At 72.5% G+C, this 19,150-nt stretch carries 18 protein-coding genes; 11 read left to right on the top strand and 7 right to left on the bottom strand.

What is annotated here, in order from left to right:
• The first annotated feature begins 1 nt into the window (after position 1).
• Positions 2 to 214 (top strand): hypothetical protein, encoded by a 213-nt coding sequence (locus ABZW30_RS32115; protein ID WP_355674734.1) that lies wholly within the window; start codon positions 2 to 4, stop codon positions 212 to 214.
• 146 nt (positions 215 to 360) lie between these two features.
• Positions 361 to 864: an LURP-one-related family protein gene (locus ABZW30_RS32120; protein ID WP_355674735.1), complete on the top strand. Its 504-nt coding sequence runs from the start codon at positions 361 to 363 to the stop codon at positions 862 to 864.
• A 46-nt stretch (positions 865 to 910) separates the two neighbouring features.
• Here the strand turns inward: ABZW30_RS32120 and ABZW30_RS32125 are convergent, their stop codons facing one another.
• A complete protein-coding gene (locus tag ABZW30_RS32125) occupies positions 911 to 2,578 on the bottom strand; it encodes a histidine decarboxylase (RefSeq protein WP_355674736.1) in 1,668 nt (555 codons plus the stop codon).
• Positions 2,579 to 2,739: 161 nt separating this feature from the next.
• Between ABZW30_RS32125 and ABZW30_RS32130 the strand changes: the two genes are divergently transcribed.
• Positions 2,740 to 3,231: an Lrp/AsnC family transcriptional regulator gene (locus ABZW30_RS32130; RefSeq protein ID WP_355674737.1), complete on the top strand. Its 492-nt coding sequence runs from the start codon at positions 2,740 to 2,742 to the stop codon at positions 3,229 to 3,231.
• Positions 3,232 to 3,253: 22 nt separating this feature from the next.
• Here ABZW30_RS32130 and ABZW30_RS32135 read toward each other — a convergent pair whose 3' ends face one another.
• The gene (locus tag ABZW30_RS32135; RefSeq protein ID WP_355674738.1) at positions 3,254 to 3,910 is read right to left on the bottom strand and encodes a helix-turn-helix domain-containing protein; all 657 of its coding nucleotides are present in this window, start codon (positions 3,908 to 3,910) and stop codon (positions 3,254 to 3,256) included.
• Between the two features lie 91 nt (positions 3,911 to 4,001).
• On the opposite strand from ABZW30_RS32135, the gene ABZW30_RS32140 reads away from it, so the two are divergent.
• From ABZW30_RS32140 to lanL, 3 genes are all read left to right on the top strand, one after another.
• The gene (locus ABZW30_RS32140) at positions 4,002 to 4,637 is read left to right on the top strand and encodes an SDR family oxidoreductase (RefSeq protein ID WP_355674739.1); all 636 of its coding nucleotides are present in this window, start codon (positions 4,002 to 4,004) and stop codon (positions 4,635 to 4,637) included.
• Positions 4,638 to 4,863: 226 nt separating this feature from the next.
• A complete protein-coding gene (locus tag ABZW30_RS32145) occupies positions 4,864 to 5,031 on the top strand; it encodes an SflA family class IV lanthipeptide (protein ID WP_355674740.1) in 168 nt (55 codons plus the stop codon).
• A gap of 2 nt (positions 5,032 to 5,033) precedes the next feature.
• The gene (gene lanL / locus ABZW30_RS32150; protein ID WP_355674741.1) at positions 5,034 to 7,529 is read left to right on the top strand and encodes a class IV lanthionine synthetase LanL; all 2,496 of its coding nucleotides are present in this window, start codon (positions 5,034 to 5,036) and stop codon (positions 7,527 to 7,529) included.
• 73 nt (positions 7,530 to 7,602) lie between these two features.
• On the opposite strand, the gene ABZW30_RS32155 is transcribed toward lanL, so the two are convergent.
• The 3 genes from ABZW30_RS32155 to ABZW30_RS32165 form a co-directional block, all read right to left on the bottom strand.
• The gene (locus ABZW30_RS32155) at positions 7,603 to 8,049 is read right to left on the bottom strand and encodes a hypothetical protein (RefSeq protein WP_355674742.1); all 447 of its coding nucleotides are present in this window, start codon (positions 8,047 to 8,049) and stop codon (positions 7,603 to 7,605) included.
• A 148-nt stretch (positions 8,050 to 8,197) separates the two neighbouring features.
• Complete coding sequence (locus tag ABZW30_RS32160) at positions 8,198 to 10,012, bottom strand: alkaline phosphatase family protein (protein ID WP_355674743.1); 1,815 nt, start codon at positions 10,010 to 10,012, stop codon at positions 8,198 to 8,200.
• 346 nt (positions 10,013 to 10,358) lie between these two features.
• Positions 10,359 to 10,592, bottom strand: a complete 234-nt coding sequence (locus tag ABZW30_RS32165; protein ID WP_355674744.1) for a hypothetical protein — start codon at positions 10,590 to 10,592, stop codon at positions 10,359 to 10,361.
• Positions 10,593 to 10,902: 310 nt separating this feature from the next.
• Between ABZW30_RS32165 and ABZW30_RS32170 the strand changes: the two genes are divergently transcribed.
• The 4 genes from ABZW30_RS32170 to ABZW30_RS32185 all read left to right on the top strand — a co-directional run bounded on the left by ABZW30_RS32170 (position 10,903) and on the right by ABZW30_RS32185 (position 15,771).
• Complete coding sequence (locus ABZW30_RS32170; protein WP_355674745.1) at positions 10,903 to 11,949, top strand: substrate-binding domain-containing protein; 1,047 nt, start codon at positions 10,903 to 10,905, stop codon at positions 11,947 to 11,949.
• 97 nt (positions 11,950 to 12,046) lie between these two features.
• Positions 12,047 to 13,717, top strand: coding sequence for a sugar ABC transporter ATP-binding protein (locus ABZW30_RS32175; protein ID WP_355674746.1), 1,671 nt, complete (start codon positions 12,047 to 12,049; stop codon positions 13,715 to 13,717).
• Complete coding sequence (locus ABZW30_RS32180; RefSeq protein ID WP_355674747.1) at positions 13,714 to 14,754, top strand: ABC transporter permease; 1,041 nt, start codon at positions 13,714 to 13,716, stop codon at positions 14,752 to 14,754. Before ABZW30_RS32175 ends, ABZW30_RS32180 begins: the two co-directional genes overlap by 4 nt.
• A gap of 222 nt (positions 14,755 to 14,976) precedes the next feature.
• Positions 14,977 to 15,771 (top strand): DeoR/GlpR family DNA-binding transcription regulator, encoded by a 795-nt coding sequence (locus tag ABZW30_RS32185; protein WP_355674772.1) that lies wholly within the window; start codon positions 14,977 to 14,979, stop codon positions 15,769 to 15,771.
• Between the two features lie 27 nt (positions 15,772 to 15,798).
• Here the strand turns inward: ABZW30_RS32185 and galK are convergent, their stop codons facing one another.
• On the bottom strand, positions 15,799 to 16,944 hold the full coding sequence (galK, locus tag ABZW30_RS32190) for a galactokinase (protein WP_355674748.1): 1,146 nt from the start codon (positions 16,942 to 16,944) through the stop codon (positions 15,799 to 15,801).
• 219 nt (positions 16,945 to 17,163) lie between these two features.
• On the opposite strand from galK, the gene galT reads away from it, so the two are divergent.
• The gene (galT, locus tag ABZW30_RS32195) at positions 17,164 to 18,273 is read left to right on the top strand and encodes a galactose-1-phosphate uridylyltransferase (protein WP_355674749.1); all 1,110 of its coding nucleotides are present in this window, start codon (positions 17,164 to 17,166) and stop codon (positions 18,271 to 18,273) included.
• A gap of 9 nt (positions 18,274 to 18,282) precedes the next feature.
• On the opposite strand, the gene ABZW30_RS32200 is transcribed toward galT, so the two are convergent.
• Positions 18,283 to 19,041 (bottom strand): DeoR/GlpR family DNA-binding transcription regulator, encoded by a 759-nt coding sequence (locus tag ABZW30_RS32200; protein ID WP_355674750.1) that lies wholly within the window; start codon positions 19,039 to 19,041, stop codon positions 18,283 to 18,285.
• Positions 19,042 to 19,150 lie beyond the last annotated feature (109 nt).

Here is a 19,150-nt window from a genome sequence, read left to right on the forward strand (position 1 = left end):
CATGATCACTTCATCGCTGGCCCGTCTGGCCGTCCCGCTCACCACCGCCGTCCTCGTCCTCGCCGGTTCCGCCCCCGCCTGGGCACTCCCGTACGACGTCACCGCCGAGCAGTGCCAGGCGGCCGGCGGCACCGTGCAGGGCGGCGGCTACTGTGTGGGCGCCGTCGGGGAGGACGAGTGGGGGGCGGACATCGACGGGCAGGGCATCGCCTAGGCCCGACGTCACGGTGGTGTAGGGGGAATGTCGCAGACCGGTAAAAGCACCACCCCCTACCCCTCCCCCGCGCTGACCAGCCGCTACGCTCTGGGCCGCGCCGGGCCACAGGGCCGGCGGAGACGATCTACCACGGGGGAACCGCTGTGCGTTACCTGGTCCGCGACCGCATGTTCGCCTTCCATGAGGAGGCCTGGATCGAGACGGAGCACCGGGAGAAGCTCTACCGCGTCAACCGGAAGTTCCTCCGGCTGCGCCGCACCTTCGCCCTGGTCGACACCCGCGGCGAGCACGTCGCGAGCATCGTCCGCAAGGCCTTCACGATCCACCACACCCTGCTGATCAAGCAGGACGGCGCCCTGACCGCCAAGATCAGCAAGAAGATGTTCACGCTCTTCGGCGACCGCTTCAAGGTCCGCCTCCAGGACGGCCGGCGGCTGAAGGTCAGCGGGAACCTCTGGGACCGCGAGTTCGACATCCAGCACGAGGGCACCACCCTGGCGCACATATCGCGGCGCTGGTTCACCGTCCGCGACGCCTACGCCGTGGACGTGCTCAACGAGCAGGAGGCACTGCTCCTGGTCATCCTCGCGGTCTGCGTCGACCACGTCCTCCAGGACGCCAAGGGCGAGCAGCTCACCAACCTCTGAGCGCCGAGGGGCCCCCGGCCGTCGGCCGGGGGCCCTCAGCAGCCGCTCACCGGCCCAGGATCGCCGGGTCCTCGGCGAGTTCGGCGAGCAGCGCGTCCAGCTTGGCCCGGTCGACCGAGGGCATCACGAAGACGTGGACGTAGCTGCGCCGGGTGGCCTCGTCGCCCGGGACCATCAGCACGTCCTGGGAGGACAGCGACCACTTGGCCACCAGCTCGGGGCTCGGCTTGCGGAACCGTACCGTGACGGCGCCCGGGGTGCGGGCCGGCCAGAGCTCGACGCCGAGCTCCTGCTCCATGGCGGTCAGTCGGCGCTCCAGGTAGGCGGCGAGCTCCTGGGCCTCGCGGATCCGGTCCACCTGGTCCCGGTAGGAGTAGCGGGACAGGTGGTCCCAGAGGATCAGCGGCGAGAAGCCGTTGCGGGAGCCGGCGAAGGTGGTGTCCGGCGCGCCGATGTAGTCCGGCTGGGACGGCGGCGAGATCTGGTACTTCACTTTGGTCATGTAGATGCCGCACGGCCACGGCGCGCCGGCCCACTTGTGGCCGCTCATGGCGATCGAGGAGACCATGTCGACCTCGCCGTGCTCGGCGGTGGGCAGCCGCAGGCCGAAGTCGAACTCGGGCAGTTCCACCTCGGGGGTCCAGCCGTACTCCCCCGGCTCCTGGGCGGCCAGCCGCAGGAACGGCGCGTAGCCGGCGCCGAGCGCGCCGTCCACGTGGATCCAGAAGCCGCGGCGAAGGTCCACCAGCGGCTCCCCGGTCTGCGGGTCGGTGCCGTAGACCACCTCGCGCTGGACCAGGCCGTACCGCTCGAAGAGCGGCAGCAGCCGCTCGCAGACCTCGCGGACGTTGTCGTGGGCGCCCTTGAAGGTGCTGCCGAGGTTGAGGTTGACGAAGATCGGGTGGCCCTTGGCGGCGAAGAACTCGACCAGCACGGCGAGGGCGTCGACGTCTATCTCGCCGGTGCCGTCCCAGGGGAGTCCGGACGGGCCCGGGCGGGACGGGACCTCGGTGGGCCAGCTGCGCAGGCCCGTCACCGGGTCGACCAGCGGGCACTCGTCGGCGTACTTCTCCAGGCCCACGGCGTGGAAGGTCTCCACGCCCAGGACCCGGACGGCCTTGGCGAAGGAGTAGTGGGTGTCCTCGGAGTAGAACGCGACCGGGTGGTGGGCGTTCGGGTTCCGCCGGTCGGGCGCGGCCTTGACGTAGCGCAGCGCGTCGAAGGGGGCGGTCGGCGGCTGGATCAGCGCCTTGCCGCTCAGGTAGTCGCGGGCGTTCCAGAGGGCGTACATGTTGCCCTCGGTCGAGCCCATGGACAGCATGTAGCCCCAGTAGGACTCCGGGTCGGCCGGGTCGTGCGGGCGCTCGGCGTGCCAGAGCTTGGCGTAGTAGTCGAGGACGGCCCGCTCGACGACCTTGGTGTTGGGCTTGTAGCCGCCGCTCTGGAACGGGTCGCCGAGGTTGTTGATGTTGTTCGGCAGGAACCGGGCGAGGTCCAGCGCGGTGCCCTGCATGTCCTGGGTGGCCTGGTAGCCGACCAGGTGCTTGCGCTTGCGGGTCAGGTACTCGTCGACGGCGTCGAGCGCGCGCAGCCGCCGGGCGTCGTCCAGGCCGTCCGCGGGAAGCGCGAAGTCGCGGCCGTCCAGCTCCGGGCCGGGGTCGACGGCGGTCGGGGCTGCGGTCGGCGCGAAGGTGGCGGACGCGGTCGGGCTCATGGGCGGGGCGCTCCGAAAGTTGCTGCGGACGGCGACGTGCGTTCGTCGCCAGCGGCAAGGATGGAACTTTCGCGGGCTCCGGGGAAGCTCCTCCGAAGAACATTCGGTTCAGGCCCGATCGGGTTTGCGGATCTGCGGGACGGGCTGGAATTCTGGCAGGCATGCCGAACAATCCGCAGGCCCGGCGAGCGCCTCTCGACGAGGTGGACCGGGCGATCATCCGCGCTCTGGCCGACAACGCCCGTCTCCCGAACAACGCCCTGGCGGCGGCCGTCGGCATCGCCCCGTCCACCTGCCTGACCCGCGTCCGCGCCCTCCAGGAGCGCGGCACCATCCGCGGCTTCCGCGCCGAGCTCGACCCCGCCGCGATCGGGCTGCCGCTGCAGGCGATGATCTCGGTGCGGCTGCGCGCCCACACCCGGGAGCAGAACGAGAGCTTCCGCGGCACCGCCCCGGACCTTCCCGGCGTCCTGGCGGTCTTCCACATGGCCGGCTCGGACGACTACCTGCTCCACGTCGGCGTCGCGAGCCCCGAGGCGCTGCGCGACTTCGTGGTCGACCACCTCACCACCCACCCGGCGGTCGCCCAGACCCGGACCAACCTGATCTTCGAGCAGATACCGGGGCGCCGCTACCTCGCGCCCGAGCGCTGACGGCCGGGCCCCGCCCGCCGGCTCAGGCCTCCGGGGCCTGGATGGCGCCGAGCAGAGCCCGGACCGTCGCGTGCGCGAACTCGTCCAGGGCGGCGGGGCGGAAGGCCTCGGCCGGGCCCTCGCCGGCGTAGAAGACCTCCAGGAAGGCGCGGTGGAAGCAGGCGCCGATCAGCAGCATCGCGGCGGCGTCCGGGTCGACGTCGGCGGCGACCCGCCCCAGCTGCTGTTCGGCGCGCAGGTAGTCGGCCAGATGTGAACTGACGTGGTGCGGACCGGCCTTGTCGAGCTTGCGGCGGTGGGCGGCGAGCAGCTCGGGGCTGGCGAGCAGCCCGCCGGCCATCGGGAACGACTGCCGGTAGAACGGCACGGCGACCACGACCACCGCCTCCAGGTGCTCGCGCACCGTGCCCTGCCCGGCCCGCTCGGGCAGTTCGGCGACGGCGGCGGCCAGGCGCGGGGCGCGTTCGCGCAGGACCCGGACGAAGATCTCCTCCTTGTCCCGGAAGTGCTTGTACAGCGCCGCCTCCGAGCAGCCCGCCTCCCGGGCGATCTGCTTCGTGGTGGCCCGGACCAGCCCCACCGTGCCGATCAGCCGGGCGGCGGCGTCCAGCACCCGGGCCCTGGTCAGCGCCGCCCCGGTCAGCGGCTCGACTCCCTCACGCGTCCCCTCGTTCGTCATGGGCACCAGCCTACCTTGACAGGTGGGTGAACACTCACTCACCATCGGGACGAGAAGGAAGTGAGCACTCACCCACCCCCTGGGAGGGGTCATGAAACTCGCCGTTCTGGGCGCCACCGGCGGCATCGGGCGCCACCTGGTCACCCTTGCCCTCGCCGACGGGCACCAGGTCACGGCCGCCGTCCGCGACCCGGCCCGGCTGCCCGTCCACCACGACCGCCTGTCCGTGGTCAGGGCCGACGCCCTCGACCCCGCCTCGCTGCAGCCGGTGATCGAGGGCGCCGACGCCGTCCTCTCCGGCATCGGCCAGGCCGGCCGGACCGACCCCCTCAAGCCCGCCTCGAACTCCGCCCGCGCGGCGGCCACCGCCATGGCGAGGGCCGGGGTGCGCCGCATCCTCGTGGTCAGCGCCGCACCGCTCAACCGCTCCGGGGCCGGGCAGCCCTTCCTCTCCGCGAAGGCCTTCGGCCCGCTGCTCTGGGCGGTGCTCCGGGACGTGTACACCGACCTGGAGGCGATGGAGCGCGTGCTGCGGGAGAGCGACCTGGACTGGACGGCCGTCCGACCCCCGCGGCTGACCGACCGGCCCGGCCGGGGCCGCTACCGGCACGCCGTCGAGTCCGGACCGGCCGGGGGCACCGTCCCGCGCGCCGATGTCGCACGGGCCATGCTGGACCTGGTCACCGACCCGACGAGCTTCCGGCACGCCGTCGGCGTCAGCTCCTGACCCGGCGGCGGCCGACCGCCGAAGGCTCGTCCACGATTCCTCCACGGATGCGTCCGGCAAGTGGAGTTGATGTGCCCTGACCCCTTGCCAGGCCCATCGTTCCTCCCTACCTTCGTGGATCAGGAACCCGGCCCGATCGGGCCCGCCGGTTCGCCGCGACCGCAATCCGCGCCGTCGCCATCGCCATCGCCATCGCCAAAGGAACGACCAGACCTGGAGGCGCCACATGCCCGTAACCCTGATCGACGAGATCCGCGACGCAGGCCCACTGGTGGTCGATGACGAGGCCATCGTGTTCGAGGACGACGACCGCGGCGACCACGAGGCCACGGCCTGCCTGGCCGACCCGTGGGTGACCGCCACCACCCGCTTCGCCTGCGACTTCAACTCCTGACGGTGACCGGTTCCATCGCCGGCCGCAGCGGATGGTCCGACGACACCTGGTCGTACCTGAATGATCCGCGGATGCCGGCGATGGAACACGGCTGGAAGCTGCACGTCTCGGCACGCCCGGGCGGGCTCGACGCCGTGCTCGGCCTCGTCCTGCCGGTGCTGGCGCGGCACGTCTGCCACGCGAAGTGGGCCAGGGATCCGGAGACCCTGCGGGCGGTCAACTCCGGTGTGTCGAGCGCCGGTTCCGTCGGAAAGGCGATCACGGTCTACCCGGCGCCCGGCGCCCTGGTCGCGCTCGCCGAGGAACTCGTCGCCGTGTTGCGCGGCCGGGAGGGCCCGCAGATCGTCAGCGACCGGCGGGTCGATCCGCACTCCCCCGTCTACTACCGCTACGGGCCCTTCACCGGCGACTACCGGACCGGTCGGAGCGGGCGGCTCGAATCGATCATGACCGGCCCGGACGGCCGGGTCTTCGACGGCCTGGCCGGCGGCTCCTACCGCTGCCCGCCCTGGGCCGAGGACCCCTTCGAGCACCGGACCGCCGCACCCCACGCCTCCGCCGGGTTCGACGGCGGCCGCTACCGCGTCACCGCCGGGATCTCGCGCAAACCGCAGGGCAACGTCTACCGCGCCCTCGACCGGGCCACCGGGCTGCCGGTGGTCGTCAAGCAGGCCCGGGCCTTCGTGGCCGAGGACGAGTCCGGTGCGGACACCCGGAACCGGCTGCGCAACGAGCGGACGGTCCTGACCGCGCTCGACGGCGTCGCCGCGGTGCCCCACGCGCTCGACTACTTCCGGCAGCGCTCGGACGAGTACCTGGTGATGACCAGCTGCGGCAACCGGGACCTGCGTCGGCACGTCCAGGAGAACGGCCCGTACCGGGACGGCACGCTCCCGGATCTCGCCGCACGGCTGCTGCGCGTCCTGGACGGCGTCCATCGCCGGGGCGTGGTGGTCCGGGATCTCAAGCCCGACAACGTCGTACTCGACTCCGCCGGGCGCTGCCATCTGATCGACTTCGGGATCAGCGCACTGCACGGCGTCGGTCCGGACGGCTCGACGCCCGGCTACAGCGACCCGGTTCGACGCGCACCGGAAGCGGCCGAGCCCGCCGACGACTACTACGCGCTGGGCGCCACACTCTGCTTCGCCGCCACCGGCATGGACCCGGTGATCGTCGACGCCGACGAGGTCGTCAACCGGGACCGCACCCTGGCGGGACTGGCGTGGGCGCTGCCCGGTGCCGAACACCGGCAAGTCCAGGCGGTGATCGGCGAGTTGATGAGCTTCGACCCGGCCGTACGAACCGCCGGGGCCGACCGGCTCCGCACCGGGGTGCCCGCGGTGTCCCGGGCGGCCGTACGGCTCCGCTTCGACCACGGTCTGCTTGAGGAGATCGTCGAGCACACGACCGCGTACTGCGTCGAGGAGGCCCACCGGATCGTCGACCCCGCGGCCGCCGCCCGGGCCGGCATCCCGACGCCGGTCGACGTCTACGGCGGCAGCTCGGGGCTCGGTCTGGAGCTCCTCCACCACCCGCACCGGCCCGAGGTGCGCGACGCCGTCGACGCGCTGGCGCGGTGGACGGCGAGTCAGTCCAGGAGACTGTCGCCGGGCTTCTACTCCGGCCGGACCGGCGTCGAGCTCTTCCTCACCGAAGCCCGCATCGAGTCGGCGGCGAACCCGCCCGCCCTGCCGACCTCGGGCCCGGGCGGCGGACCACCGGAGGCAGACCTGATCGAGGGCGTCGCCGGAATCGGCATCGGCCGCCTGCTGCTCGCCCGGCACGCCGCCGGGACCGGCGACCGTGAACTCGCCGACCGGCACCTCGCCGTGGCCGCCGAGTGCGAGCGGATGCTCGCCTCCGGCACGGCCCGGCTGACCCCGGAGGGCGCCTACACGCCCGGCAGCGCCGCCCTGCGCGAAGGACTCGCCCACGGCGCGGCGGGCGTGGCGTACTACCTGCTCGAATACGGCAGCGCGACCGGCGATCCCGATGCGCTCAGCCGGGCCCGGCAGGCCTGCGCCCGGCTCGCCGCCGTCACCCCGCGCATCCTCGCGACGGCGGGCGACCCGGGGGCGACCCGACGTTACGGCTCCTGGTGCCGGGGCCTGGCCGGGATCGGGTCGGTGCTGGTCCGGGCCGCCGACCGCCTGGAGGAACCCGGGTACCTCGCCCTGGCCCAGCGGGCCGCGCGCGGCTGCGCCGAGCTGGCGCCCCGGATGCCGCTGGTCACCCAGTGCTGCGGGCTGTCCGGGGTCGGCGAGCTGCTGGTGGACGTGGCCCGGGCGACCGGGTCGGAGGAGTTCTGGGACGCCGCCGAGACCGTCGCGGCGATCATCCTGAGCCGCAGCGGCGGCACCCCGTCCCGTCCGGTGTTCCCGGACACCGGCCTCACCCGCTCCAGCGCCACCTGGGCCGGTGGCTCCGCCGGGGTGCTCGCCTTCTTCCGGCGGCTGCACGACCGGGGCGGCCGCCGGCTCGGCCTCATCGACTGACGGCCCCCGAATCAGGCCTCTACGGGCCGACACTCCGCGGGACGGGCCTTCCTCCGGGGCGTGTCGGGCGCCGTCACCAGTCCATGCTGCGCCCGGCCAGCACCGCCATGGCCACTGCTGCGGGCAGTTCGATCAGCAGGGCCATGGCCAGCGCCACGTACCAGTCGCCGCCGCCCTCCGCGGTCATCACGTCGAACCAGGCGTCGAGCAGCAGCAGCGTGGCGGTGGCGGCCCCGGCCAGCGCGACCAGGCGCGAGCGGCGGACCAGCAGCAGCGCGGTGGCGATCAGGCCGGTGCACTGGAGCAGGTCCATCCCGATCCACACGGTGGACCAGTTCCTGACCTCGGCCTGCCCGCGGGTGGTCGACCCGAGCACCAGGATCCACCCGAACAACAGCGCCGCCACCACGACCAGCCCGCCGGCCACCGCCTTGCGCGGGCGTTCCGAAGCCGGAGCATCCGCGCCGAGGCGGTCGAGAAGGGCGTGCAGCGGTCGGGGGCCCCGTATCTGACTCTCCATGATCGGAAACCTACCGGTACGCGGCCAGGGGGCTGGCCCCGCGGGGGCCGCTCACCACTGAGCAGCCCGGGGCGCACGACAGCCCGGTGCCGTGGGTCCGCTGGGACCCCACCGCAACGGGCTGTCGATCATTCACCGGGAGCCGGCGTCAGCCGACGGTCAGCCGCAGCGGGCCGGCCAGCACCGAGTAGCCGTCGTTGGCCAGGAAGTAGGCGTCGTAGCCGCCGGCGCCGTTCAGCTTGCCGGTGGAGAAGGTGACGGCGCCGCTCTGGTTCGGCGTGTAGGACCAGGTCAGCGAGGAGCGGGAGCCGGGGGTGACGCCCGCCGGGTAGATGCCGACCCAGTTCTTGGCGCCGGCCTGGGAGGCGTCCGGCAGGGTGTACCGGAGGGTGACGTTGCCGCCGTTGGCCACCGCGTTGAGGTCGCCGGTCAGCGTCGGGCCGGTGGACGTGGCGGGGGCGAAGGCGGCGTTGAGCGGGGTCGCGTACGTGTCGTTGGCGGTCAGCCCGGGCAGGCCGAGGGCGGACTCGATGGTGCGGCCGATGCCGTAGTGGTCGTAGTGCAGCGGGCTGCTGGTGCCGGCCGGGACGGTGCCCTGGGAACCGACCGCGATGGTGGCGAGGTGGTTGTACCCCTCGTTCTGGCTCTCGTCCCAGGTCAGGATGAGCAGCGAGCGCTGCTGGGTCCAGGCCGGGGAGGACAGCACCGGGGCGAGGGTCTGCTGCAGCCAGCCGTCCTGGGTCTTCAGACTGGCGGCGCTGCCGTTGCCGGAGGCCTCGCCGTCGTAGTAGTCGTCGGCGGCGATCCAGGAGAAGTTCGGCGTGGTGGCCGCGGACTGCAGGTCGGTGGTCAGCTGGGAGGTGTCGAACAGGTGCGCCGCGCAGCGGGCCGGATTGCCGCTGATGTCGGTGTAGTTGATGAACGGCGCGTCGTCGGGCATGTAGTAGCTGTCGTAGTTCTTGTTGGTGTTGCAGGGTGTGCCCATGCCCTGCTCGTAGGCCTTCCAGGTCTTGCCGGCGTCCTCGATGGTGTCGCCGAGGTTGCGCTGTGGGGAGTTGATGTTGGGCCAGTAGGTGGCGCCCTTGGTGTAGGTGTCGCCGCCGGCGACGGCGAGGTAGTTCTCGTCGCTGGGGTGGTAGACGCCGTGGGAGTCGGTGAGGGTGGCGCCCTGGGACATCAGGCTGTGGATGTACGGCGTGTCCGCCGGGTCGTTCATGATCTGGGAGTAGTCGGTGTTCTCCATCATGACCGTGAACACGTGGTCGTAGCCCGGCACGGCGGACGCGGGCGGGGTCAGCGGCGCGGGCACGGCGACCGGGGTGTCGAGGGTGAGCGAGAGGTTGTCCAGGTAGCCGGTCTCGCTCGTGGTGGAGAGGAACTGCACCTCGACCTGGATCGAGCGGGTGCCGGCCGGGACGGCTCCGGTGGCGTTGCGGGAGAGGAACTTGGTGCTCAGGCCCCGGTCGGTGGCGGAGACGGTGGGCAGCTTGGCGGTCGCGCCGAGCGGGCTGCCGCCCGCGTCCTGGAAGTGCAGGCTGACCGCGACGTAGCCGCCGTAGGTGGTCCAACCGCCCAGCCAGCCGGAGAGGTTGAAGTGCACTCCGCCGCCGTCGATGGCGGTGGCGGCGGAGGAGACGTCGACGGTCTGCGACATCGCGCCGTCCCCGAAGTTGCCCGGGCCGAAGAAGGCCTTGCCGGGGGTCCGGCCGTCGCTCGGCAGGCCGAAGGAGCCCACCGAGTGGCACATGACGTTGACGCCGCCGGCCTGGACCGTCCAGCCGGGGACGGTGCTGGCGGCGCTCCAGTCGTTGGTGCAGTAGCCGCCGGCCTCCGCGTCGCCGTTGACGATCAGGTTGCCACTGCCGCCCGCCGCACCGGCGGTGGTGGGGGCGGCGACGACGAGCGCGCCGACGAGGGGAAGGGTGGCGATCAGCCCGCCGAGGGGGCTCCAGCGCAGTCGCATAGGGGGTACCTCGTCCCGTTGGTGAGGGTGGGTGCCCATGGCTGTTCGTCATGGGCGGGACATAAGTACCGGTCGGCGCTGTCCGGCGGAAGAACGCCGGTCGAACTTGACCAGACAACTTCGAGCAGCCGGGCGGCTCCGGGCTGGATGGTGCCACGCCGTACCGGCCGACCGCGCCGACGGGCCTCGGCGAAGGCCGGGTCGCGGGCCAGGTTCGCGGTGATCCCTCGGCGCAGCGCGCGAAGGGATCGGCTCATTGGATCAACTCCGGTCATGGGTGCGGGGTCGGGTACGGCCGGGGCGCCATGCGGCCCGTGGGGGTGAGCCGCATGACACCCCGGTTCGGCTACGGCAGGGTCCGGCGCTGGTTGGCGCCGCCGTTGCCGTAGTTGCCGCCGCCCCCGGAGATGGCGCCGACCCCGTCGAAGGTCAGGCCCGGCTTGGTGCCGTCGACGGTGATGGCGGTGGACACGGTGGCCGGGGTGGCCGGTGCGGCGGCGTGGGCGGTGGACGAACCGAGCAGCAGGAGCGGGATCGCACCTACGGCCTGGCATGTTCGTGATAAGTATCGGAGGCCCATGGGTGTCTCCAACGATGGGTGAGGGTGGGGAATTGTGATCGATCGCGCCAAATCATGCGGCTTGACGGAGCATCGGTCAACAACTTCCAACAGACCTGACACTCGACCAGGGTCGGAGTGACGGACCGTCGAGACATCCAGGGCACGGGCATAACGAGACGGTTTCGAATCCGGCGGGCGAAGCGTCCAGCGCTTGACGCACGCATGAACCGGGCGTTTCCCTTGTACCCCATCGCGTTTGATTGCGATGTTTTTTGATCGGTTGTGTTGCTTCTAGTCGGCCGATCCAACACCCCCAGGAGCCCCCACCATGCACCCCTCCGTCCGTAGCCGCCTGGCCCAGACCGCCGCACTCGGCCTCGCCACCGTCCTCGGCCTGACCGCGTGTTCCACCGGACAGACGTCCTCCGGCGGCGACGCCTCGGTGGCGCCGGTGTCCGGCAAGATCTCGATCACCTACCTGCAGAAGCAGGGGGACCAGCAGTACTTCGTGGACGAGGCCGCGGGCGCGAAGGCCAAGGCGGCCGAACTCGGCGCCGACCTGAAGGTCGTCAACCTCGGCAACGACGCCAACAAGACGGTCAGCGAGGTGCAGTCCGCGATCGCGCAGAAGAGCAACGGCCTGATCATCGTGGTGCCCGACCCTGCGGTGGGCCCCCAGGTCGTCCAGACCGCCCGGGACGCCAAGGCCGCGCTGCTCACCTCCGACGACCAGGTCTGCGCCGGCGGGCCCTCCCCGGCGCAGTGCACGGCCACCGACCTGGTGCCGCGGATCGGCTTCTCCGGCCAGCAGATGGGCCAGCAGGTCGGCCAGCGCGCCGCCGAGGAGTTCAAGAAGGCCGGCTGGAACCCGGCGGACACCCGGATCATCTCCGCCTGGAAGCAGGACGTCACCGTGTGCGGCGACCGCGTGAAGGCCGCGAAGGAGGCCTTCGACCAGGCCGTGCCGGGTGTGCAGGCCATCGACGTCGCCACCGACAACACCCCTACCGGCGCCCAGGACAAGGTCGCCGCCACCATCACCGCCAACCCGGGCGTCAAGCACTGGGTGACCTGGGGCTGCAACGACGAGAACGTCCAGGGCGCCGTCACCGCCCTGCAGAACGCCGGGGTCGCCCCGAACGACATCGACGGCGTCGGCCTCGGCGCCTACCTGGCGTGCAAGGACTGGGCCGCCGGCAAGCCCTCCGGCATGAAGGCCGCCCTGTTCATCAACGGCAAGGACGTCGGCGCCCTCGCGGTGCAGACCATGTTCGACAAGCTCAAGAACGGCAAGGACTTCCCGAAGGAGGCCTTCGCCCCCACCAAGATGGTCGACGCCACCAGCTGGCAGTCCGCCGGCGTGTCCTGCAGCTGACACCGCGTCCGGCCACCGGTGCGGCGGGCGACTCCGAACCGCCGCACCGGCCCGCGTCCTTCGAAGACCGTACCCCCGCGCCGCCAACGAGGCCCCGATGACCGCACCTGAACCCCTCCCCGCCCCACCCCCCGGCAGCTCCACCGGCTCCGCACCCGGCTCATCGCCCGGTTCCCTGCCCGGCACTTCGCCCGGTCTGAGCGCCGAGGGGGTGTCCAAGCGCTTCGGCACCGTCCAGGCGCTGAGCGACGTCACCCTCACCTTCCCGCCCGGCCAGGTCACCGCCCTGATGGGCGAGAACGGCGCCGGCAAGTCCACCCTGTTGCGCATCCTCACCGGCGACCACCGCCCCACCGCGGGCCGGGTCCTGCTGGACGGCGAGGCCCTCGACCTGCACTCCCCGCAGGACGCCCGGCGCGCCGGGATCCGGATCATCCCGCAGGAACCCGAGATCATCCCCCATGTCTCGGTCGCCGAGAACGTCTACGCCGGCTCGCTGCCCCGCACCGGGATGCGCCGCCTCGACCGCGCCGAACTACGCCGCCGGATCACCGCCGACCTGCACCGCCTGGGCTTCGACAAGGTCCTCGACCCCGATCTGCTCGGCTCCGAACTCACCGCCGCCCAACGCCAGTTGGTCGAGATCCTGCGGGCCCTGACCGGCGCCGTCCCGCCGCGCGCGATCGCCTTCGACGAGCCGACCTCCTCCCTCTCCGAACACGAGGTCGAGGCCCTGTTCGCCCTGATCGGAAGGCTGCGCGACGAGGGCATCGCCGTCATCTACGTCTCGCACCGGATGAAGGAGATCTTCCAACTCGCCGACGGCATCGCGGTGCTGCGCGACGGCCAGGTCGCCGGGGTGGTCCGGGCCGCGACCACGAACGAGAGCGCACTGGTGAAGCTCATGGTCGGCCGGGACCTCTCCGCCCTCTTCGTGCGCCAGCAGGTCACCACCGACCGGGTCGTCCTGGACGTCCGGGGCCTCACCACCGACGACGTCAGCGACATCAGCCTGCGCGTCCACGCCGGGGAGGTCGTCGCCCTCGCCGGACTGATCGGCGCCGGACGCTCCGAACTCGCCCTCGCCCTGGCCGGCGACGCCCCCGTCCGCTCCGGAACCGTCGCGCTCAACGGCGAGGTCCTGCGACTGCGCGACCCCCGCGCCGCCATCACCGCCGGCATCGGCCTGGCCCCCGAGGAGCGCAAGGCCCAGGCCCTGTTCCTGCAGCGCACCATCCGCGACAACACCTCCCTGGTCAGCCTGGGCCGGCTGCGCCGCTGGCGGTTCGTCAGGCAGCGCCAGGAGAAGGCGCTCGCCCAGGAGTACGCCGACCGGCTGCGGGTCCGGGCCCCCTCCGTCGAGGCGGAGGTCCGCACGCTGTCCGGCGGCAACCAGCAGAAGGTCGTCCTCGCCCGCTGGCTCGCCCGCAAACCCGACCTGCTGATCCTGGACGAACCGACCCGCGGCGTGGACATCGGCGCCAAGGCCGAGATCTACCAGATCATCGCCGACCTCGCCCGCGAGGGCACCGCCGTCCTGGTCATCTCCTCCGAACTGCCGGAAGTCCTCGGCCTCGCCGACCGGATCGTGGTGATGCAGAACGGCCGCACCACCGGCGAACTCAGCCGCGACCAGGCCACCGAGGAGGCCGTCCTCGCCCTCGCCATGGCCGACGACCTCGCCATGGCCGACCTCGCCACCGCCCCCACCGTCGGCACCACCGCTCACGCACCGACCGGGCCGAACACCGCTAAGGACACCCGATGACCGCCACCACCTCCCCCAGCGCCCAACTGCCGGAAGCCCGGCCGGGGGCCGGCCGGTCCGGCGGCCCGCGCGCCCTGCTCGCCGCGATCGGCGGGCAGAACCTCAGCCTGATCGGCGCCCTCATCGCCGTCGTCGCCCTCTTCGGCACGCTCAACCCCAACTTCGCGGGCTGGGACAACATCCAGGTCATCGCCGAGGCCGCCACCATCTCGGGCCTGCTGGCCGTCGTCCAGACCGTCGTCATCATCTGCGGCGGCCTCGACATCTCGGTCGGCTCCCAGGCCGGACTCGCCTCCGTCACCAGCGCCATGGTCTTCACCTCCACCGGCAACAGCCCCTTCCTCGGCATCGGGGCCGCGCTCGCCATCGGCGCCGGCATCGGCCTGCTCAACGGAGCCGTGATCATCTACGGCCGGGTCAACCCGACCATCGCCACCCTCGCCGGGCTGGCCGCCTACAAGGGCGTCGCCCAGCTGGTCTCGGACGGCCGCGCCCAGGGCTACGTGCTGGGTGACCCGGTCTTCGTCTTCCTCAGCCGGGGCAAGATCGCCGGGCTGCCCACCATGGTCTGGCTGCTCATCCTCACCGCGGCCGCCGTCCACGCCCTGCTCACCTACACCGACATCGGCCGCAACATCTACGCCATCGGCGGCAACGACACCGCCGCCCGCCTGGCCGGCATCAACCTGAACAAGTACCTGATCGCCGCCTACGCCCTCTCCGGTACCGTCGCCGCCCTCGCCGGCGTCCTCCTCACCGCCCGCACCGGCAGCGGCCAGCCCGTCTCCGGCAGCGAGGGCCTGGAGCTCCAGTCGATCACCGCCGCCGCCCTCGGCGGCTGCGCCCTCAAGGGCGGCAAGGGCAGCATCGGCGGCACCCTGCTCGCCGTGGCACTGCTCGGCGCGCTGCAGAACGGCCTCACCGTCCAAGGCATCAACGCCTTCTGGCAGAACGTCGCCCAGGGCTCCCTGCTGGTCGCCGCCGTCGTCATCCAGCAGCGCCGCAACCGTGAACGCGCGGTCGGGCTGCCGGCCTGACCTCAGGGGCCGTGCCGTCCGGGGCCGGCCGCCCGATCGCCGGTGCTGCTCCCGCCCGCAGCACCGGCGGTCCGGCTCCCGGCCCCGGCGGTTCCACCCCGTACGGCTGACCTGCGGCAGTCGTGCGTACGCCGTTCCCGGGCCGTTTAGGGTTAGTCTGCCGGACAGCGCGGAAGCGAATCGGGCACCCGTTCGACCGAAAGGGCCTTTGTGGCTGACCAGATGTTGCTCGCCCCCCAGCGCCAGGCGCTGATCCTGGAGGCGATCCGCCGGGCCGGCGCCGTGCGCGTCGCGGAGCTGGTCGAGCAGTTCGGCGTGTCGGACATGACCATCCGTCGTGACCTGGACGCGCTGGCACGCCAGGGCGCCGTGCAGAAGGTGCACGGCGGGGCGATGGCGACCGGGGCCGCGAGCACGTACGAGCCGGGGTTCGACGCCAAGTCCGGGCTGGAGGAGGCCACCAAGGCCGCGCTCGCGGACGCCGCCGTCAAGCTGGTGGAGCCGGGCAGCGTGGTGGCCCTGTCCGCCGGTACCACGACCTACGCGGTCGCCGCCCGGCTGCTGGAGGTCCCGCAACTGACGGTCGTGACCAACTCCCTGCCGATCGCCGACCTGCTCTGGACGGCGAGCCGCGACCGCGGCGAGGCCGTCCCGTCGCTGCTACTGACCGGCGGGTCGCCCACCCGCTCGGCCGCCCTGGTGGGCGCCCTGGCCGATCAGACCATCCGCTCGCTCCATGTGGACCTGCTGATCCTGGGCGTGCACGGGGTGCACGAGCAAGCCGGCCTCACCACGCCCAACCTGGCCGAGGCGCAGACCAATCGGGCCCTGATCGCCTCGGCGCGCCGCACGGTCGTGGTCGCGGACCACACCAAGTGGGGCGTCGTCGGGCTCAGCAGCTTCGCGACCCTGGAGGAGGTCGACTGCTTCGTCACCGACGACGCCCTCCCGGCGACCGCCCGCGGGGTGCTCGCCGACGCGGTCGGCGAGCTCCTCGTCGTCCCGGCCGCCGGCTGAGCGGACGGCTGAGGCACCGGCCAGGCCCTAAGCCACCCGCCGCGCCCCCGCCGAGGGCACGGCGGTGAACGCCACCGGCGCGGCGAAGCCCGCCGAGCCGAAGGCGGACCGCACCGCGTCCGAGACCGCCGTGACGTCCCCGGCCGCGACCAGCGCGATGACGGACCCGCCGAAGCCGCCGCCGGTCATCCGGGCCCCCAGGGCCCCGGCGGCGACGGCGGCCTCCACCGCGAGGTCCGTCTCGGCGCAGGAGACCCGGAAGTCGTCGCGCAGCGAGGCGTGCCCGGCCGTCAGGATCGGGCCCAGCGCGGCGGTCCCGCCGCGGTCGAGCCGCTCGACGGTCTCCAGGACGCGGCGGTTCTCGGTCACCACGTGCCGCACCAGCGGCCGGAGTTCACCGGGCAGCCGGTCCAGCGCGGAGGCCAGGTCGGCGACGGCGAGGTCGCGCAGCGCGGGCAGCCCGAGCAGCTCGGCGGCGCGCTCGCAGCCGGCCCGCAGGGCGGCGTAGGCGCCGTCGCCGAGGTCGTGCTTGACCCGGGTGTCGATCACCAGCAGCCGCAGACCCGCCGCCGCGAGGTCGAGCGGGACGTGCCGCTGTTCCAGGGTCCGGGTGTCGAGGAACAGCGCGGCGCCGTCCGTGCAGCAGGCGGAGGCCATCTGGTCCATCGCGCCGCAGGGCACGCCGACGAAGGCGTTCTCGGCCCGCTGGGCGAGCAGGGCGAGTTCGGGTGCGGTCAGGCCCAGCTCGTACAGGTCGTTCAGGGCCGCGGCCGTCGCGCACTCCAGGGCGGCGGAGGAGGAGAGTCCGGCCCCGGCCGGCACGTCGCTGTCGATGAACAGGTCGGCCCCGCCGACCGGGTGGCCCGCTTCGGCGAGGGCCCAGAAGACGCCGGCCGGGTAGCCGGCCCAGCTCGCGACGACGCCGGGGGTCAGGCCGTCCAGCGACAGGTCGGTGACGGTGCCGTCGCCCTGGGCGCTGTACAGCCGCAGTCGTCCGTCCTCCCGGCGGCGGGCGGTGACCCGGGTGGTGTGCGGAAGGGCGATGGGCAGGACGAAGCCGTCGTTGTAGTCGGTGTGCTCGCCGATCAGGTTCACCCGGCCGGGAGCGGCCCACATGCCGGTCGGTCGGCCGCCGTGGACGGCCTCGAAGGTGGTGGCGGCCTCGTCGATCATCTGCTCAGCTCCAGTGCGCGGGGTAGAGGAATGCCAATTCCGACATAATCAAACATGATCGGGTCTCGCGGTCAACACATTCGTATGTCCAAGCCCACCTGCCCCAAGAGGGTCCGGCCGGGAGTCGTCGGCCGTAGACCGGCCTTGTTGGCAACCGGTAGTATCTGTTTGATTCTGTTTGACCGGGCGGGCCGATGTCACAGACGAAGGAGAACAGCGGTGCACAAGACCGCCAGCAAGTTGGCCGACGGCCGCGAGCTCGTCTACTACGACCGGGAGCCGGGAGCGGTGCGCGACGCCCGGGACGAACGCCCCCTGGAGCCCGCGATGAGCTTCTCCGAGATCCGGCTCGACCCGGTGCTCGGCGACTGGGTCACGGTGGCCGCCCACCGCCAACAGCGCACCTACCACCCGCCCGCCGGCGAGTGCCCGCTGTGCCCCTCCCGGGAGGGGCGGCTCAGCGAGATCCCGGCGGCCGACTACGAGGTGGCGGTGTTCGAGAACCGCTTCCCCTCGCTCGCCCTGGGGTCGGCCGAGCACGTGGCGGCCCACGAGGACCCGCTGCACACCGTTCGGCCGGCGGCCGGCCGCTGCGAGGTGGTCTGCTTCACCTCCGACCACGACGCGTCCTTCGCGGATCTGGACGAGGCCAAGGCGCGGCTGGTGCTGGACGCCTGGACCGACCGTACGGCGGAGCTGTCCGCCCTGCCCGGGGTGCGGCAGGTGTACTGCTTCGAGAACCGGGGCGAGGAGATCGGGGTCACGCTGGGCCACCCGCACGGCCAGATCTACGCGTTCCCCTTCGTCGCCCCGCGCACCGCCAAGATGATCGTCCGGGCCGAGGAGCACCGGGCGCGCACCGGACGGAACCTCTTCGAGGACCTCCTCGCCACCGAGCAGGGCTCCCCCGAGCGGCTGGTCCTCCGGGGCGAACACTGGGTCGCCTTCGTACCGTTCGCCGCGCGCTGGCCCTACGAGGTCCACCTCTACCCCAAGCGCCGGGTCGCCGACCTCACCGCGCTCGACGAGGCCGAACGCGCCGAGTTCCCCGGCCTCTACCTCGACCTGCTGCGCCGCTTCGACGCACTGTTCCCCGCCGCGCCCGGCGCGGCGCCCAACCGGACCCCGTACATCGCGGCCTGGCACCAGGCTCCCGCCGAGGGCGGTGGTGAACTGGCGCTGCACCTGGAGCTGTTCACCGTCCGGCGGGCCCCGGGCAAGCTCAAGTACCTGGCCGGCGTGGAGTCCGGGCTGGACGCCTTCGTCACCGATGTGAGCCCGGAGGCGGCGGCCGCCCGGCTCCGGGATGCCGCGACGCCAGGACGGTGAGGCAGCCGCTCAGGCCCGGAGCACCCGCACGCCGGTGTCGGCGATGGCCCGCTCCTGCTCGTCGGAGATCCCGGAGTCCGTCACCAGGTCGTGGACCTCGGTGAGCGGGCAGATCGAGGCGAAGGTGACCCGGCCGATCTTGGTGCGGTCCGCCAGCACGACCGACCGCGCGCTGCTGCCCAGGAACGCGCGGTCGGTCTGGGCCTCCATCTCGTCGTGGGTGGTGCAGCCCTCCTGCACCGTCAGGCCGTCCACGCCGATGAAGGCGAGGTCGAGGTGGTAGCGCTGGAGCATGCTGTCCGCGGCCGGGCCGACCAGTTCGTAGCTGGCCGAGCGGGCGATGCCGCCGATCACCACCAGGCGGATCTCCGGACGTACGATCAGCTCGGCCGCGATGTTCACGGCGTTGGTGACCACGGTGACCTTGCCCCGCTCGCCCAGTACCCGGGCCAGTTCGGTGGCGGTCGTGCCGCCGGTCAGGCCCACCACGGCGCCGTCCGGCACCAGCTCGGCGGCCACGCGGGCGATCCGGCGCTTCTCCTCCTGCTGCTTCTCGCTGCGGTGCCGCAGCGGTAGTTCGAGGTTGACGGCCCCGGTCACCGCACCGCCGCGGGTGCGGTGCAGGAGCCCCTGGTCGTGCAGTTCCTGGAGGTCGCGACGGACCGTCGCACCCGACACTCCCAGCAGATCGGCGAGCGCGTGCACGTCGGCGCTGCCCACCTCCGCGATGTGGGACAGGATCCGGGCTGCGCGATCAGCTTTGAGCATGGACGGAGTGTAGCCCCGGGCCGTGAGCGTCGGGACACGTGATCCTCCAGGGGCACTTGTGCGAACGGGGACGGGGGCAGCGGCCCCCGTCCCCGCGGCTTGGGCCGAG

Source organism: Kitasatospora sp. NPDC004669 (assembly GCF_040609455.1).
GTDB lineage: Bacteria > Actinomycetota > Actinomycetes > Streptomycetales > Streptomycetaceae > Kitasatospora.

What these genes read in the sequence shown, in the direction of transcription:
- ABZW30_RS32125 (WP_355674736.1), bottom strand. Translation starts at nt 2,578, where the DNA reads ATGAGCCCGACCGCGTCCGCCACCTTCGCGCCGACCGCAGCCCCGACC.
- ABZW30_RS32160 (WP_355674743.1), bottom strand. Translation starts at nt 10,012, where the DNA reads ATGCGACTGCGCTGGAGCCCCCTCGGCGGGCTGATCGCCACCCTTCCC.
- ABZW30_RS32180 (WP_355674747.1), top strand. Translation starts at nt 13,714, where the DNA reads ATGACCGCCACCACCTCCCCCAGCGCCCAACTGCCGGAAGCCCGGCCG.
- ABZW30_RS32170 (WP_355674745.1), top strand. Translation starts at nt 10,903, where the DNA reads ATGCACCCCTCCGTCCGTAGCCGCCTGGCCCAGACCGCCGCACTCGGC.
- ABZW30_RS32130 (WP_355674737.1), top strand. Translation starts at nt 2,740, where the DNA reads ATGCCGAACAATCCGCAGGCCCGGCGAGCGCCTCTCGACGAGGTGGAC.
- galK (WP_355674748.1), bottom strand. Translation starts at nt 16,944, where the DNA reads ATGATCGACGAGGCCGCCACCACCTTCGAGGCCGTCCACGGCGGCCGA.
- ABZW30_RS32115 (WP_355674734.1), top strand. Translation starts at nt 2, where the DNA reads ATGATCACTTCATCGCTGGCCCGTCTGGCCGTCCCGCTCACCACCGCC.
- ABZW30_RS32145 (WP_355674740.1), top strand. Translation starts at nt 4,864, where the DNA reads ATGCCCGTAACCCTGATCGACGAGATCCGCGACGCAGGCCCACTGGTG.
- ABZW30_RS32200 (WP_355674750.1), bottom strand. Translation starts at nt 19,041, where the DNA reads ATGCTCAAAGCTGATCGCGCAGCCCGGATCCTGTCCCACATCGCGGAG.
- ABZW30_RS32155 (WP_355674742.1), bottom strand. Translation starts at nt 8,049, where the DNA reads ATGGAGAGTCAGATACGGGGCCCCCGACCGCTGCACGCCCTTCTCGAC.
- ABZW30_RS32175 (WP_355674746.1), top strand. Translation starts at nt 12,047, where the DNA reads ATGACCGCACCTGAACCCCTCCCCGCCCCACCCCCCGGCAGCTCCACC.
- ABZW30_RS32185 (WP_355674772.1), top strand. Translation starts at nt 14,977, where the DNA reads ATGTTGCTCGCCCCCCAGCGCCAGGCGCTGATCCTGGAGGCGATCCGC.
- ABZW30_RS32140 (WP_355674739.1), top strand. Translation starts at nt 4,002, where the DNA reads ATGAAACTCGCCGTTCTGGGCGCCACCGGCGGCATCGGGCGCCACCTG.
- ABZW30_RS32135 (WP_355674738.1), bottom strand. Translation starts at nt 3,910, where the DNA reads ATGACGAACGAGGGGACGCGTGAGGGAGTCGAGCCGCTGACCGGGGCG.
- ABZW30_RS32165 (WP_355674744.1), bottom strand. Translation starts at nt 10,592, where the DNA reads ATGGGCCTCCGATACTTATCACGAACATGCCAGGCCGTAGGTGCGATC.